Below are 15,933 nucleotides of genomic sequence, written 5' to 3' on the forward strand. Positions count from 1 at the left end.
GCCTGTTGCAGGCTGCGTGTTCGAAAACCGTCCCCCGTGGGCGGTTTTTCATGTTTGGGAGGTGCCATGCGCGAATTACTGGAGCAGGTGTTGGCCATTGCCAAGGCGGCGGACAGTGCCATCATGGCGGTGTATGGCCGCGCCTTCGATGTGACGATCAAGCAGGACCACAGCCCGCTGACCGAGGCAGATCGAGCGGCGCATGACGTCATTCGGCAAGGTTTGCAGGCGCTGCCGCAGGGGCATCCCATTCTTTCCGAAGAGGATGTGGAAGGCTTTTCAGGAGTGGGTGACGATGGCCGCTATTGGCTGGTGGACCCGCTGGATGGCACCAAGGAGTTCATCAAGCGCAACGGGGAGTTCACCGTGAACATCGCGCTGATCGAACACGGTGTGCCGATCCTGGGCGTGGTGACCGCTCCGGTAACAGGCGTTGCTTACCTGGCGGCAGAGGGGCTGGGGGCCTACAAGGTAGCGCCGGATGGCCAGCGTACCCGTTTGCAGGTGGCGGGCAGGCCCGCCGAGGGCGCCATGTGGCGCGTGCTGGGCAGCCGCTCTCATCACGACCCCGCGCTCACCGATTGGCTGGCAGCGTTGGGGCCTTATCAGATGCACCCCATGGGCAGTTCGCTGAAAAGCTGTTTGATCGCCGAAGGCCAAGCCGACGTTTACCCCCGCTTCGGCCCCACCAGCCTCTGGGACACCGCCGCCGCCCACGCCATCGTCCACCAGGCCGGAGGTCGCATCGTCACCCTGGACGGCCAACCGCTGCACTACGCCACCCCCTCCCAAACCCTGAACCCGCCTTTTGTGGTGTGGGGGAATCGGGGGTGATGTTGGGGTGCGGGTGGTGGTGAGGGGGGCGTGATGGTGGGCGGTGGCGTAATCGGGGCGGCTGGCGCCGCCCTTCGCGGGTGCCTCATTCGCTCGTTGCTCTCGCTCAATCGTTACACCGCGCTACGGGGTATCCGTGCCCGTGCCAATTCCCCACGGTTAATATGGGCGATGTTCCCGTAGCGCGGTGTAAGCGGAGCGCTCCCGCGAAGCATCCCGTTAGGGATGCCGATGAGGGCGCCGAGATTTGATCGGGCGCTGTGGCGTAATCAGGGCGGCTGGCGCCGCCTTCGCGCCGGGCCGCCGCTGCGGGTGCCTCATTCGCTCGTTGCTCTCGCTCAATCGTTACGCCGCGCTACGGGGGTGCCCGTGCCTGTGATCATTCCCCACGCCCAATATGGGCGATGTTCCCGTAGCGCGGTGTAAGCGGAGCGCACCCGCGAAGCAACGCGGGAGCGTTGCCGATGAGGCCCCATGGGCGGCGGTGGTACGGTGGGTTGTGGTGGCGTGATCGGGGCGGCTGGCGCCGCCCTTCGCGGGTGCCTCATTCGCTCGTTGCTCTCGCTCAATCGTTACGCCGCGCTACGGGGGTGCCCATGCTCATTTCCCACGCCCAATATGGGCGATGACCCCGTAGCGCGGTGTAAGCGGAGCGCACCCGCGAAGCATCCCGTTAGGGATGCCGATGAGGGCACGGGGGTGTTCATTCCCAGTTCATTTGGGCGATGTCGGGTGGGGTTTGGGCGCCCCATTGGGGGTCGTACCAGCCTTTGGTGACGCATTGGTGGAAGCTGGACCATTTCCATTCGCTGGGGGCGGTGGCCCAGCCGTGTTTGACGGGGTTGTAATGGATGTAGTCCATGTGGTTTTGCCAGTCTTGCTCATCGCGGATGGCGTGTTCCCAGAAGCCGCGTTGCCATGCGTTCTGGGAGCCGGGTGGGAGGATGAAATCTTGGGAGGCGTATTTTTTGACGTCTCGCCACCGTGAGGAGTAGTCTGCGTCGCCTTCGGGCAAGGTCCAGAGGCAGTGCAGGTGGTCGGGCATCAGGACGAAGGCGTCCATGGTGAAGGGGCGTTCTTCTTTCACACGACGGAAGGCTCGGCCCAGAGCGTTTATGTTGAGGTGATCCGCCAGGAGCGGTTGGCGGCCGTAGGTTACCACGGTGAAGAAGTAGGTGCCGCCGGGGATGTGCGCGCGTCGGTAGGTGGCCAAGGGCTGCTTCCCTGCAGTGAATTTAGGGTAAGCGTACCTTGATTGGGAAGGGAGTGCATCTTTCGTGCGGGGGGTGGTTACCTGTGCCAGACGTTGGCGATGACCCCGTAGCGCGGTGTAAGCGGAGCGCACCCGCGAAGCATCCCGTTAGGGATGCCGGTGAGGGCACATGGGCGGCGGTGGCGTGGTTGTTTATGGTGGCGTAATCAGGGCGGCTGGCGCCGCCTTCGCGGGTGCCTCCTTCGCTCGTTGCTCTCGCTCAGTCGTTACGCCGCGCTACGGGGGGCCGAGCCCCGCGCTCAGTATGGGCGATGTATCCGTAGCGCGGCGTAAGCGGAGCGCACCCGCGAAGCATCCCGTTAGGGATGCCGATGAAGCCATATGGGTGTGCGGTGGCACGGTGGGTTGTGGTGGCGTAATCGGGGCGGCTGGCGCCGCCCTTCGCGCCGGGCCGCCGCTGCGGGTGCCTCCTTCGCTCGTTGCTCTCGCTCAATCGTTACGCCGCGCTACGGGGGTGCCCGTGCACGTGCATATGCCCATGACCATTCCCCATGCCCGATGTTGGCGATGACCCCGTAGCGCGGTGTAAGCGGAGCGCACCCGCGAAGCAACGCGGGAGCGTTGCCGGTGAGGGCGCGGGGGCGTGCGGTGGCGTGGTTGTTTATGGTGGCGTGATCAGGGCGGCTGGCGCCGCCTTCGCGGGTGCCTCATTTGCTCGTGCCTCGCAAGATTCGTTACGCCGCGCTACGGTTGATCATTCACCGTTTACCATCATTCGCCGTTCGCCGTTCGCCGTTCGCCGTTCGCCGTTCGCCGTTCGCCGTTCGCCGTTCGCCGTTCGCCATTCGCCGTTCGCCGTTCGCCATTCGCCGTTCGCCATTCGCCGTTCGTCATTCGCTTCAGCGCTTTTCCAGGCTTTCTACGGGGAGTTCGACGGGGTGGGGGCGTTGTAGCACGTTCAGTAACACGATGGCGCGTTCTTCGCCTTTGCAGCGGGTGAAGATGGCTTCGAGGTCTTTGAAGGGGCCTTCGGTGATGGTGACTTTGTCGCCGGCGGTGAAGATGCTGTGGTTGCCTTCCTGACGGTGGGGCTGGGCGCGAAGGGTTTCCACGAGGGCGTCGGGGACGGCGATGGGGGTGTTGCCGAAGGTGAGCAGGCGCAGGACGCCCCGGGTGGAGCGGATGGGGCGCCAGTTGCTGTTGACCTGGTCTAACTGAATGAACAGGTAGTAAGGGAACAGCGGCTCGGAAACGGTGGTGAGCTTGCCTTGTCGCTTGCGTTGCACGTCCAGCACGGGGTGGAACACCTCGTAACCCTGGTTGGCGAGGTGTTCGGCGGCGCGGAAGGATTCACTGCCTTTGCATTGGATGACGTACCAGTGGGCGGTCGTGGTTTCGGGTGTTTCGATGACCATGCGATTACCTTTTGTTGCCCCGGGTGGCGCTTGATTGAACGATGGCTCAGTCGGGGCGGCGGGTGCCGCCCTCCGCGGGTGCCTCTTTCGCTCGTTTCTCTCGCTCTATCGTGACGCCGCGCTACGATTCACTCCTCACTCCTCACTCCTCACTCCTCACTTTCCCTCCGCCAGCAGTTTCTCCAGTACATCCAGCGTTTCGTCGATATGCGCCTGGGTGTGCTCGCAGGAGAGGAAGAAGCGTAGGCGGGCGCTTTTTTCGGGGACGGCGGGGTAGAGGATGGGTTGGACGTTGATGTCTTTTTCGAGCAGGGCGTTGGAGAGCCTGGCGGCCAGCGGTGAGCTGCCGACGATCACGGGGACGACGGCGGAGCCGATGCTGTGGCCGGTGTCCATGCCGCGTGCTTGCGCCTGTTCGAGGAAGTAACGGGAGATGGCCTGTAGCTGGGCCACCCGCTCGGGCTCCTGGGCCATGAGTTCCAGTACCTTGAGCGAGGGGGCGGCGACCTGGGCGGGCATGCCGACGCTGTACAAAAAGCCGGGCGCGAAGTAGCGCAGGGTTTCCACCAGGGCCTTGTTACCGGCAATGTAGCCGCCGCAGCCGGAGAGCGTTTTGCTCATGGTGCCCATCCAGATGTCTACCTGGGTGGGGTCGATGGCAAAGTGTTCCCGCAGGCCCAGGCCTGTTTCGCCCATGACACCGAAAGAGTGGGCTTCGTCGACCATCAGCCAGGCCTGGTGGCGCTGTTTGATGGCGATGAAGCGAGGCAGGTCGGGGATGTCGCCGTCCATGCTGTAGAGCCCTTCGATCACCACCAGCACGCGTTCGAACTGGTGGCGGTGCTGGGTGAGCAGCGCGTCCAGGGCGTCGGGGTCGTTGTGGCTGAACGACATGCGCTTGGCCCCGGAGAGCTGGGCACCGACCAACGAGCTGTTGTGGATGTACTCGTCGTGGAGGATCAAATCCTTGGGGCCCAGCAGGTACCCTAGCGTGGAGACATTGGTGGCGTGACCGCTGACGAAGGCCACGGCATCTTCCACGGCATACGCCTTGGCGATGGCCTGTTCCAGCTCGCCGTGAATGGGGCGCTCGCCCGAGACCACGCGGCTGGCAGATACCGAGGTGCCGTAGTGCTGGGCGGCCTCGCAGGCGGCCTGGATGACCCGTGGGTCGCCGGAGTAGCCCAGGTAGTTGTAGCTGGCGAAGTTGATGCAGGTGCGACCTTGCATGACGCTGGTGGCCCCGGCCAGGCCGTCGTGCACCTTGAAGAACGGCACCTGCAAGCCCAGCTGTTGCGCGCCCTGACGCATCATCGAGAGCTGTTGATAGCCTGGGTGGGCATCGAAGCGGGTGAAGCGTTCGGGCACCGAACGGGTTGCCCCTGCGCTGGTGGCAGGGGCAGTGGGCTGGCTGGCTCTTGCGGTAGGGCGCTTGCGCGCCTGTTCCAGTAGCTGGCGTTTTAGTTCTGAACGCTTGGCGGTCATGGTGTCTCTGTCGCTGGGGAGGATGCGGGCTCACTGGTAATGCCGTCCGCGCCGTGGCGAGCGGCCAGAGAGGCTAACGCATCTTGCGGCGACTCTTCAACATCCTCGTCATGCTGTTGGAGTTTCTGGATCAGCACGCCGGCCAGCTTGTCGAGAGTGGAGGCTTCGCTGAGGACCATGACCGGGACTTGAACGCCCAGCCGGTTCTCGATGGCGGTCATCAGTTCCACGCCCATCAGCGAGTCGAAGCCCATGTCGTACACCGAGCGGTTGACGTCGATTTTCTCTTCGTCGATGAGCAGGATGCTGGCCAGCTCTGCGCGCAGCAGTTCGGTGATGGTGCTGTGCAGCTCTTCCGGCGAGAGGTCGGCCAGCAGGGCGCTGATGTCGTCGTCGTGGTCGAGGCTGCCGTCGTCATCGCTGGCGCGGGCAATTTCGTCGAAACGCGGGGTGTCGGAGGTGGGCAAAAAGCGCGCCAGTGCGCCCCATTCCAGCTCCAGCACGCCCAGGCTTGGCCCGGGGGTCAGCAGCATCTGTTCCAGCACCTTCAGGGCGTCGTCGGAACGCAGCGCCGAGCCTCCCAAACGCTCTTGGAGGGCGTCGCGGGTGCGGGTGTTGCGGGCCAGGAAGCCGACGTCTTCGATGGCACCCCAGCGTACGCAGGTGGCCGGAAGGCCCTGAGCACGGCGGCGGGCCGCGAAGGCTTCGAGCCAGTGGTTGGCAGCCACGTAGTTGCCCTGGCCAGGGTTGCCGAACAGCGTGGTGGCCGACGAGTAGACCACGAAGAAATCCAGCGGGGCTTGCTGGGTCAGCGCTTCCAGGTGGCGTGCGCCGTCGATTTTCGGGGCCAGCACCTTGTGGATGCGTTCGGCGTCCAGGTTGCGGATCAGGCCGTCGTCGATCACCGTGGCGGCGTGGACGATGCCGTGCAGCGGGCTGAGCTCGGCCTTGGCGCGTTCCAGCACGTTGGCCAGTGCGTTGCGGTCGGTGATGTCGCAGGCGGCGGCCATGACCTTGATGCCTTGGGCGTCGAAGTCACGGATAGCGGCCTGGGCTTCTTCACTGGCAGGGCCGCTGCGGCTGAGCAGGATCAGTTCCCGTGCGCCTTTGCTGACCAGCCACTGAGCCGTCTTGAGGCCAAAGCCGCCCAGGCCACCCGTGACCAGGTAGCTGGCATTGGCGGGCAGGGTGAGGCTGCCGCTGCCCAGCTGCTCCTGGCGCGGTGGGGCAATAGGCTGTTCGTAGGTGACGACTACCTTGCCGATCTGGCGAGCCTGCTGCATGTAGCGGAAGGCATCGATGACTTGGCTGTGGCTAAAGGCGGTGAACGGCAGCGGGCTGAGGGTGCCGTCGTTGAACAGCGCCATCATTTCGCCGAAGAGGCGCTGAGTGAGGGCCGGCTGCACTTTCATCAGCTGGTCGGAGTCGATGCCGAAGTAGCTCAGATTGTTGCGGAACGGGCGCAGGCCAATGTGGGTGTTCTCGTAGAAGTCGCGCTTGCCCAGCTCCAGGAAGCGGCCGAACGGGCGCAGTGCGCGCAGGTTCTGGTTGATCGCTTCACCTGCCAGGGAGTTGAGCACGATATCGACGCCTTCGCCCTGGGTATCTTCGAGGATTTCTTCGGCGAAGGTGAGCGAGCGCGAGTCATAGAGACGCGCTTCGCCCATCAGGCGCAGGAAGTCGCGTTTCTCTTCCGAGCCCACGGTGGCGTAGATGTCGGCGCCCATCCACTGGGCAATTTGTAGCGCGGCAATACCTACACCGCCCGCAGCGCCGTGAATCAGCACTTTTTCGCCGGGTTCTAGGCGCGCCAGATGCTTCAGCGCGTAGTACACGGTAAAGAACGTGGTCGGAATGGTGGCGGCTGCGGCGTAGCTGACGCCTTCGGGCAGCGGGGCCACGGCGTGCTGGCTGGCGACCAGGCGGTCGCTGAAGCTGGCAGGGCCGAAGCCCACCACGCCCTGGCCGGGACTAAGATGGTTGACGTTGCTGCCGACCGCGACGACTTCCCCGGAGAACTCCAGGCCCAGGGTGGGGCCGGCAAAGCCGTTTTCGATGGCTTCATCGGAGAGCAGCCCCAGGGTGTACATGACGTCGCGGAAGTTCAGGCCGGTGGCCTTGACGCGCACTTCCACCTCGTCGGCACCCAGCTCGGGGAGCTGGCGTGGCCGCCACTGTAGCTGGCGCAACTGGCCGGGCAGTGTAAAGCCCAGCGTCATGGCTTGGCGCGGCGCTGCCTGGCTGGCCTTGTGCGGGTGCGGGGCGGGCAGGGTACGCAGGCGGGTGGCGTAGCGGGTGCCTGCCTGGGTAATGACCAGCTCGTTTTCCGTATCCGGGTGGGTCACGGAATCGGCGATACAGGCCAGGGCCTTGGTGCTGGGCTGCTCGGGCAGTTCCAGCTGGGTGACGCTGTGGCCAACGGCTTCGTTGGCCAGCGAGCGGCCAAAGCCCCAGAGTGCGGCGTCGTCGCCGTGCTGGTAACCCTGGGTGAGCAGCCACAGCGTGACACGGCTGCCTTGGGCTTCCAGGCCGCTGTGTTCGAGGGCCAGCGACCACTGCTGAGCAAGGTGGCAGCGCTGGGTCTGTGCGGCGGTGGTATCTTGGCCCAGGCCACGCAGGTCCAGTACGTTCAGCGCGGCGGGGGGCGTTTCGAGCTGGCGCAACTGCTCGGCCAGCAGGGCCGCAGGCTCGCCATCGCTGAGTAGGGTGACGTTGTCCAGCGCTGCCGCCAGCCCGTTGGCCAGGGCTTGCTGGGTGTCGTCGGCAATGACCAGAGTGTGTGCCTGGGGCGCTTGCGCGGCGCTGCCCGGCTGTTCGCTGGGGGCTTGCGCATGCAGCAGGTAGGCGCCGTTCTCTTCCAGCTCGATGGGCGCGGTCACGCTGAGCCCTTGGGCGGAGAGCCACTCGATGAGGGTGGCTTGTTCCAGCGCGGCCTGGCCAATGCCGGGGGTGGCCAGCAGGTCGTCCAGCCAGCGGCTGGGATGAATGCCGACCACAATGAGCTGTGCGCCCGGTGCCAACTGCGAAGGCAGTGCCTCGATGAGCTGGCGAGTGCGTTCAGGCTGGGTGACGTCGGCGCTGATGAAGGCCAGCTGGGCTTTTTGTGCCTCTGCCAGCGTGGGCAGGGTCTCTTCCAGCGGCTGAACGTCGATCAGCGGGTAGCGTTCCTGGAGCTGTTCCGCTTGATGGCGCGCGGTGTCGCTGGTGGTCAGCGCACGGTAGCGGTAGCTGTCGGTGACCCTGGGCGAGTGATGGGCAAGGCGTTCCAGCAGGCGTTGGCCCAGCGCGGGGGCGCAGGGGCCTGCTTCCAGCAGAGCCAGCCGCTGGCCTTCGGGCAGGGCGGCCAGGGCTGCTTCCATCAGGCTGCCCAGCTCGCTGGCCAGTACTTGCCAGCCGCTTTCGCCAATCAGGACACGGTTGATGCCTGCCAGGTGTTCGTGGGTGATGCCTAGGCTTTCCAGGGTGTCGGTGCCACGCGCCAGGGCTTCCTTGTGCAGACCAAGCCTGCCCACCAGATGAATGGGGGCGAAGTAGTCCGGGTAGTCCTGGACCAGCAGCTGCCAGATGGTTTCCGGGGGCAGGGGCGCTGCGTCGTCGCTGTCGGCAGCGGCGGGAGTGCCCTGTTGGGCGAAGGCTTCGCTGAGGCTGTCCAGCAGCGGCGCGACTTCCTGGCCGTAACGCTGGCCGGTGCTGGCGCTGAAGGCCTCGCCTAGCCCCATCAGGCGCGGCAGGGCATCGCTTGGCAAAGGGAGCGCGGCGGCGCGAAGCGGCGCAGGCGTGAGTTCGATATCCAGGTAGCTGAAGTGCTGGTGGTGTGCGCGATTCAGGCGAATGGCCTTGAAGCGGGTCTGGCTGAGTACCGCGACGGCACGGCCTTCGGCATCGTAAAGCTCGAAGTCGGCGGTGAAGGAGTGCGGCGCCCGTTTGCCCATGACGGCACGGGCCAGCACGGGAGTGCCTGCTTCGGCATTGACCTGAATACGGCCTACGCGCACGGGGACGAACGCAAGCTGCGAGGCAAGATCTGCCTGCTGAGCGAGCAGCGGAATGAACAGCTGGAAGGCGCTATCGAGAATGCCGGGATGCACGTGCAGCGTGTCGAGCTGGGCGGTGACGGCTTCCGAAAGGTGAATCTCGCCAATGACGCTGTCGCCCTCGATCCAGCCACGGGTAATGGCCTGGAAAGCGGGGCCATAGTGCAAGCCGATACGTTCGGCCATGGCCAGGTGCTGTTCCAGCGCGTAGTCGGCATCGCGGCTGGGTAGCGCCGGGGCTTGACGGTTGAGCAGGAAACCACGGCTTTCGCGCATGCGGCGCGCCACGGCATTAAGCTGCCATTCACTGCCCGTGACGGGTTCTCGGGAGTGAATTTCCAGACGGCCGTCGTTGGGGTCCAGCGTCAGGCGCATGGAGCGCCCGTTGGGGCCATCCAGTAGCAGCGGCGCGCGGATTTCCAGCTCTTCGATATCCAGCAGCGGGGTGTCTTTTTGCTGCATGGCCGCGGCCAGGGCCAGTTCGATGAAGCCTGCGCCGGGGAAGACAGCCCCTTCGCCCACCACGTGATCGGCCAGCCAGGGCTGGCGCTTGGTGTCCAGCTGGCTTTCCCAGGTGTGCTCTTGCTGGGCTAGCGGGTAGCCCAGAAGTGGGTGCTGGTAGTAGCGCGACAGTAGGCCTTGGCCATCCCGGGTGCCTTGCACCCAGAGTTGGGTACGTTGCCACGGGTAACGAGGCAGCAGCACGCGCTGACCTTCCACGGGGAAGTAGTGTCCGCTGGGTAGGGTAAGCCCGCTGAGCAGCAGTTGGCTCAGCGTACGCTGTAGGCCATCGAGACCGGGTTTGTGGCGTTCGAGAGTGCCCAGCACCAAACCGCTTTGCGCTTGCTGGCGCAGCGACTCGTTGAGGTAGCGGCGCAAAATGGGGTGCGCGCCGACCTCGACAAAGACGTTATAACCCTGCTGTATCAGGTGCGTGGCGGCGTCGTCGAACCGTACCGGCTCGCGAATGTTCAGCCACCAGTAGTGGGCGTCCAGCGTGTCACCTGCCGCCACGGCCCCTGTCACGGTGGATACATACGGAATGCGGGTGGGCTGTGGCTGAATATCGGCCAGCGCTTCCACCACGCCTTCCTGAATGCTGTCCATGGCGGGGCTGTGGAAGGCGTAATCCAGCGGTAGGCGTTTGGCAAACACTTCTTCGGCGCTGAGGGCGCCTTCCAGTTTGCTGAGCTGGTCCTTGTCGCCTGCCAGGGTAATGCCTTTGGGGCTATTGATGCCGGCCAGGCTGACCCGGTCGAACTCAGGCTTGGCCAGCCAGGGGGCGATGTCGTCGGCGCTCATGGCCACAGCGGTCATTTCGCCCAAGCCACGGGTCTTGCCCTGGAAGTCGCTGCGGTAGTAGATCACCTTCACCGCGTCTTCCAGGCTCAAGGCGCCTGAGGCCCAGGCGGCGGCCACTTCACCCACGCTATGGCCAAACACGGCAGCGGGGGTAATGCCTTGCTCCTTGAGCCATTCGGTGAGCGCCACTTGCAGGGCAAATAGCGCTGGCTGGGCAATTTCGGTGCTGACGAAGCGTTCTTCTTCGCCGGCTTGCTGGTTCAGGCCTGCCAGCTCGGCGCGCAGTGAGAAGTTGCCGTGGCGCTGGAACAGCGCATCGACGCGGTCGATGGCGTCGCTGAAGGCCGGGGCGGTGTCGAGCAGGTCGTGGCCCATGGTGGCCCACTGGCAGCCGTTGCCGTCGTAGACGAACACCGGGCCCTTGGCGTTAGTGAGGCGCTCCAGCATGGTGAACTGACTGGTATCGCCTTCCGCAAACTGGCCAAGCGCGGCAGCGGCTTCTGCTGCGCTGCTGGCAAAGCAGAGCGCCCCGTGGCTGTGCTGCTCACGGTGGTGAAACAGGGTGTGGGCAATGTCGTAAAACGGCTGCTCGGTGGTCTGCAGGTGGGTGGCCAACGCCTGAGCACTGGCGGCCAGGGCGGCTTCACTGCGTGCACTGATCCGAATGGGCAGCGGGGCATCCGGCACCTGACGCTCAGCGGCGGGCGTTTCCGGGGCACTTTCCAGAATGACGTGGGCGTTGGCGCCGCCAAAACCGAAGGAGTTGACGCCAATGACCAGCTTGCCCTCGGGCTTGAGGGGCTGGGCTTTGGTGACCACGTGCAGGTTCCATTCGTCGAACTTGATGCGCGGGTTCAGCTTGCGAATGCCGATGGTGGCAGGCACTTCGCGGTGCTGCAGGCTGTACAGCGCTTTGGCCAGGCCCGCCACGCCGGAGGCGGTTTCCAGGTGGCCGACGTTACTCTTCACCGAGCCGATGAGTAGCGGCGTTTTGCGATGCTGACCAAGGGCTTCACCGATGGCGCGTGTTTCGATGGGGTCGCCCACGGCGGTGCCGGTGCCATGGGCTTCCAGGTAGTCGATTTCGTCGGGGGAGATGCCTGCCTGTTCGTAGGCGCTGCGCATCAGGGCAATCTGGGCGCTGGGGTTGGGCACGGTGAGCCCGGTTTTGTACCCATCGGTGTTGACTGCCGAGCCCGCGACCACCGCCAGGATGTTGTCGCCATCGGCGACGGCCAGGTCGTAATCCTTGAGCAGAAACAGGCCTGCGCCTTCAGAGCGCACGTAGCCATTGCCGGCTTCGTCGAAGACCTGGCAGCGCCCGGTGGGCGACAGCATGCTGGCCTTGGAGAAAATAATGAAGCCGTAGGGGTGCAGGTGCAGGCTGATGCCCCCTGCCAGCGCCATGGAGGTTTCACCGCTGCGAATGGATTGGCAGGCCTGGTGGAACGCCACCATGGAAGACGAGCAGGCGGTATCCAGCGACATGCTGGGGCCGTGCAGGTCGAAAATATAGGAGAGCCGGTTGGAGGCAATGCTGGACGTGTTGCCCGTGGCCGTGGAGGCGTCGATGGCGGCCATGTCGTCGGCCAGCCGATAGGAGTAGTCCAGGCTGGCAACGCCCACGAACACACCGCACTGGCTGCCACGCAGCGTGCTGGGCACGATGCCGGCGCTTTCCATGGTTTCCCAGGCCAGCTCCAGCAGCATGCGCTGCTGGGGGTCCATGTTGGCGGCTTCCCTGGGGGAGATGCCGAAAAACGCTGCGTCGAACCCGCTGATATCGCCCAGGCTACCAGCGGCGAACGTCACGCTGGTGCCGGGGTGGCGCTTGTCGGGGTGCCAGAACGCCTCGTGGCTCCAGCGGTCGGGCGCTACCTGGGTGACGAGGTCTTTTTCGGCTTGCAGGTCTTGCCAGAACGTTTCAGGGGTGGTGCCTGGGAAACGATGGGCGGCACCAATAATGGCCACGCGTTTAGTCATTCTTGCTCCTGAGGTTCTGGTTCTGCCTTGATCACATCACTACTTATATCGCGTCCAAACACTTGTTTAAATAGTCGGACGCCAAGTTCGTTTGCTGCTATTCCCTGCGGCCTGTGCTCGGCAGGCGGTGGGTCAGACGGTTGCCGTTGCGTTGACCATATCATGTATGGCGTGCGGCCCGTAGGGGCGCCAAAATATCCATACGCGGCGGGCAGGATGGGCACATGGTCGCCGTACCATCCCAGTAGCCCCTCACGGGGGGTTGCGCCTAATGCCGCTTTGATGCTACCCAGCATTTTGTCTGCCTCGCCAAGGTGGTAGAGATAGACCGCCAAATCCCGCAAGTGATTTGGCAGCGGCCACGGGGCGTTGGGCAGCGTCTCGGCGAGACGCTGCTGCTGGGGGGCTTCCAAGTGCAGCGGGCCGTGATTTTCCATGGTGATCACGAACACGAATAGCGGCCTATTATCGTCATCTTTCAGCAGGCGTCCAACCTTTCGTGCTACCGCCTGGTCGCCGATGTATTGGCCGTGCTTTTCCTGGGTTTCGAAGGCGCTGAGATCCAGAAAGGTGTCGAAGCCCAACAGCGGGATGACCTTGTCGCGCAGATAGAACGTGGCCGGGTACGGGTGAATACATACGGTGCGGTACCCCTGGGCCTTGAATGCGCTGGCCACGCTGGCGAGAGGGTGGCGTGACAGCGTGCGGTAGGGGTTGAATTGACGCGGCCCCCAGTCGCTGGGGGCTAGTCCGGTCAGCACGGCGCATTCGGTGCGCACGGTGTTGGCTCCCCAGGCGGGTACATGCAGTTCGCCCTGCTCGATGGCTTCGGCGGCGGTGGCGTCGAATTGGTCAAGTAGCCCCGGTGCTACGTCCTTGCACCAAGGGCGGGGGTCGAAAAAAGACTCACTTTGCACCAGCACCACGTTGGGCAGTGTTTGTCCTGGAAGCGTGGCTGCGGAGGGTTCTGTTCGGTGTAGGGGCTGGCTAAAGGGCTGGAACGGTGAGCTTTCCGGGGCGGGCGCGGGTGAGCGCATCAGCGCGACGCCGTAGCTCCACAGGCTGGTGTATAGCCCCGCTTCATGCAGGTCGTGTTTGGGCGCTAGCGTGGGCGGGGGCAAGCGTTTCAGGCTGGCCGCCAGCAGCAGTGCACCCGCCAGTATCAGCAGTAGGCAACTGAAGAGCCAAGGCATAAAGCCCCACTGGCCCACCAGGGATGGCTCGAAATAGAAGAAACTGCCGATGGCCACGGCCCCAGCGCTGCTGGCGGCGATGGCAAGCCCGATGCCGAAGAAGGGCACGTAGAGCCTGGGGTGCAGGATGGCATCCCAGAAGTATTCGAAATCGTGGCAGATGAAGGGCTCGTTGAGCGTGGCTGATTTAGTGTTGCTCGACTGTACCACCACCAGCTGCAGCGAGAGGATGAACACCACGGCAAACCAGGGGCGCTGTAGCAGCAGTGTGAACACGCCAAACAGCAGCAGCCAGCTGCCCAGGTGCACGGCATTGGCTGCCAGGCGGCGTTGCCAGAAGGGGCGTGGCCGGGGGCGTAGCAGCGCTTCAATCAGCAGGCTACCGAGCAGCCCGGTGAACAGTGCGGGCGCCATGGCGGTGAGCGCGGTAGCGGAGAAGAGCATCATGAGCCGCCCTCCAGGTGGTCGAACCCCAGCCGCTTGATCAGCCATTGGGACACCGCAGCGGGCAGAACGGCCAGCCACCAGGTGCCGAAATTGAGCGGAAACGGAAAGCTGACCCGTGGCCGGTTGGCTGCAATGCCCCGGGCAATGACGCGGGCGGCACGCTCAGGTGGCCACTCCCAGGGTTTGGGGCCGGGCATGGCGTTGCACATGGGCGAGGTGACATAGCCGGGCATGACCACGGTGACGCCGATACCGGCCGGGGCGAGCAGCCCGCGCAGGCCTTCCCCGTAGGCTTTGATGGCCGCTTTGCTGGCGCTGTAGGTGGGCGTGCTGGGCAGCCCGTGCCAGGCGGCCAGGGAGCTGATGAACACCAGTTGGCCGCTGCCCCGTGCGCGCATGGCGGGCACCAGATGGTGGGCCATGGCGATGGGGGTGGTCAGGTTGATGTCCAGCAGCGCCTGAACGTCTGGCCAGGCTTCCAGTTCGCCCGCCTGGGGCGGGTGGGTGTTCTTGCCCGCATTGGCGATCACGATATTGGGCAGGTGGTGGGTGCATAGCTCGGCCAGCCAGTTGGCCAGCGCGGTCTCATCACCGAGGTCGATGCTCGACAGCGTGACCTGGGCCCCTTGGGCGCGGCAGTTTTCGCCTACCTGTTCCAGGGCGGCGAGATTGCGGCCGTGGAGGATCAGGTGGGTGTCGTGGTTGGCATATTCGTTGGCCAGCGCGCTGCCGATGGATCCGGTGGCGCCGGTGATCAGCACGCAGCGGTGGCCTGTTTGGGGTGGGGTGCTCACAGCAGCCTCTCCAGTGGCGAGGGGCAGGCTTCGAGCACCTGGGCGGCATTATTGACCGCGAGATCGATCCCGGGCTGGCAGTAAAACCCTCCGTTGAGCTGGGTGGCATACATAACGGTGTTACGGAAATAGTCGAACAGCTGGGCGCTGGGCGGCGGTGGCTGGTGCCAGAACTCCTCCAGGCTGCCCTGGTAGGTCAGGCCCGCCATATGGTAGATGGGCTTGCTCAGTGCAAAAGTGGGGCACTGATGCTCCAGGGAGACGATGCCCACGGTGCTATTGACCGTCACCGTGCCTGCTGCATATTTGAGCAGTTGGTTGAGATCGCCCGACTCCAGGTAGACGATACGCCCCTTCAGGTCGTAGAAATTTTCCAGCCGCTGGATGATGGCCGGGTAGTCGACCAGGCCCATGTCCAGCGGGTGGTTCTTGATACATAGCAGAGCCTCTTGTGGGGCATGTGCGGCAAAGGAGCCCATCACATGATCCATGACCTCTTCCATGTTTTTGTAAGAAGAGTGATGGAGTATCTGCGCGTCGGTGTTGAGCTGTAGCGGCAACATGAAATAGGGTTGGCCGCTGTCGATGAGCGTTTTGATGCGCTGGGCGTCGCGCTTTTTCCATTTTTTCAGCTGTGCGAAACGCTTTAGGTAGCCTGCATACTCGATGGGCGCTTTGATGGGGGAGTGGTTTTCATACCGGTGCGCTACCAGGGGGTTGGCTAACCCGGCGGCATGGTAAGCCACATCGTGCAGAGCGCGAATTTTGAAGGATGAGCGAAAGCGCACCGGTTTTGGCAACGCAGGTAATGCCTTGCCCGCTTCGTAAAACCAGGCGGGGTCTCGCGGAAGAAGCGAGCGTCCGTTAACGCCATCGCGCTCGAGTGTTACCCAGAAGGGGCGAAAGTAGCCCTCCTCGAAAACGTGGGTGCGTACCCCTGCCTGGGCAGCTTGCTCGATGGCTTGGCGATGTACCGGCCGCTGGTCGCCGAACATGACCTGATCGGTGATCTCGTAGCGTTGCCAAAGCGATGTGATGTATTCCGGGAGTGCCGATAATGGTCCGCGAAATAAATGGCTTTTGCTATGGGTGCGCTGCCAATAGAGAATGTCCCCCGCGTTGAAGTTGACCTTTACTACACGGTGTCCATCGTTGCTTAGACGACGGGCCAGACGCTGATAAAAGGGCGAACAAACGCCTTGAAGAAATAAAAATGCGCGTTTTTGCTTCAAC

At 64.1% G+C, this 15,933-nt stretch carries 8 protein-coding genes; 1 reads left to right on the forward strand and 7 read right to left on the reverse strand.

Features of this window, described 5'->3' with window-relative positions:
* Positions 1-66 precede the first annotated feature (66 nt).
* Entirely contained in the window at positions 67-834 is a 768-nt protein-coding gene (gene cysQ, locus IE061_RS04810) for a 3'(2'),5'-bisphosphate nucleotidase CysQ (protein WP_193461116.1), read from the forward strand.
* A gap of 703 nt (positions 835-1,537) precedes the next feature.
* On the opposite strand, the gene IE061_RS04815 is transcribed toward cysQ, so the two are convergent.
* From IE061_RS04815 to IE061_RS04845, 7 genes are all read right to left on the reverse strand, one after another.
* Positions 1,538-2,047: an REP-associated tyrosine transposase gene (locus tag IE061_RS04815; protein ID WP_039177759.1), complete on the reverse strand. Its 510-nt coding sequence runs from the start codon at positions 2,045-2,047 to the stop codon at positions 1,538-1,540.
* 899 nt (positions 2,048-2,946) lie between these two features.
* Positions 2,947-3,462 (reverse strand): transcription/translation regulatory transformer protein RfaH, encoded by a 516-nt coding sequence (gene rfaH / locus IE061_RS04820; protein WP_193461117.1) that lies wholly within the window; start codon positions 3,460-3,462, stop codon positions 2,947-2,949.
* Positions 3,463-3,618: 156 nt separating this feature from the next.
* Complete coding sequence (locus tag IE061_RS04825; RefSeq protein ID WP_081136837.1) at positions 3,619-4,947, reverse strand: aminotransferase class I/II-fold pyridoxal phosphate-dependent enzyme; 1,329 nt, start codon at positions 4,945-4,947, stop codon at positions 3,619-3,621.
* Complete coding sequence (locus tag IE061_RS04830; RefSeq protein ID WP_193461118.1) at positions 4,944-12,266, reverse strand: type I polyketide synthase; 7,323 nt, start codon at positions 12,264-12,266, stop codon at positions 4,944-4,946. Before IE061_RS04830 ends, IE061_RS04825 begins: the two co-directional genes overlap by 4 nt.
* On the reverse strand, positions 12,263-13,906 hold the full coding sequence (locus tag IE061_RS04835; RefSeq protein WP_193461119.1) for an LTA synthase family protein: 1,644 nt from the start codon (positions 13,904-13,906) through the stop codon (positions 12,263-12,265). The genes IE061_RS04830 and IE061_RS04835 overlap by 4 nt, the downstream gene beginning before the upstream one ends.
* A complete protein-coding gene (locus IE061_RS04840; RefSeq protein WP_193461120.1) occupies positions 13,903-14,700 on the reverse strand; it encodes an SDR family NAD(P)-dependent oxidoreductase in 798 nt (265 codons plus the stop codon). Before IE061_RS04840 ends, IE061_RS04835 begins: the two co-directional genes overlap by 4 nt.
* The gene (locus tag IE061_RS04845) at positions 14,697-15,932 is read right to left on the reverse strand and encodes a capsule biosynthesis protein (protein ID WP_193461121.1); all 1,236 of its coding nucleotides are present in this window, start codon (positions 15,930-15,932) and stop codon (positions 14,697-14,699) included. Before IE061_RS04845 ends, IE061_RS04840 begins: the two co-directional genes overlap by 4 nt.
* Between the last annotated feature and the right edge of the window lies 1 nt (position 15,933).

The sequence above is a fragment of the Vreelandella hamiltonii genome (assembly GCF_014651795.1).
Taxonomy (GTDB): Bacteria; Pseudomonadota; Gammaproteobacteria; order Pseudomonadales; family Halomonadaceae; genus Vreelandella; species Vreelandella hamiltonii.

What these genes read in the sequence shown, in the direction of transcription:
- IE061_RS04835 (WP_193461119.1), bottom strand. Translation starts at nt 13,906, where the DNA reads ATGATGCTCTTCTCCGCTACCGCGCTCACCGCCATGGCGCCCGCACTG.
- IE061_RS04830 (WP_193461118.1), bottom strand. Translation starts at nt 12,266, where the DNA reads ATGACTAAACGCGTGGCCATTATTGGTGCCGCCCATCGTTTCCCAGGC.
- cysQ (WP_193461116.1), top strand. Translation starts at nt 67, where the DNA reads ATGCGCGAATTACTGGAGCAGGTGTTGGCCATTGCCAAGGCGGCGGAC.
- rfaH (WP_193461117.1), bottom strand. Translation starts at nt 3,462, where the DNA reads ATGGTCATCGAAACACCCGAAACCACGACCGCCCACTGGTACGTCATC.
- IE061_RS04825 (WP_081136837.1), bottom strand. Translation starts at nt 4,947, where the DNA reads ATGACCGCCAAGCGTTCAGAACTAAAACGCCAGCTACTGGAACAGGCG.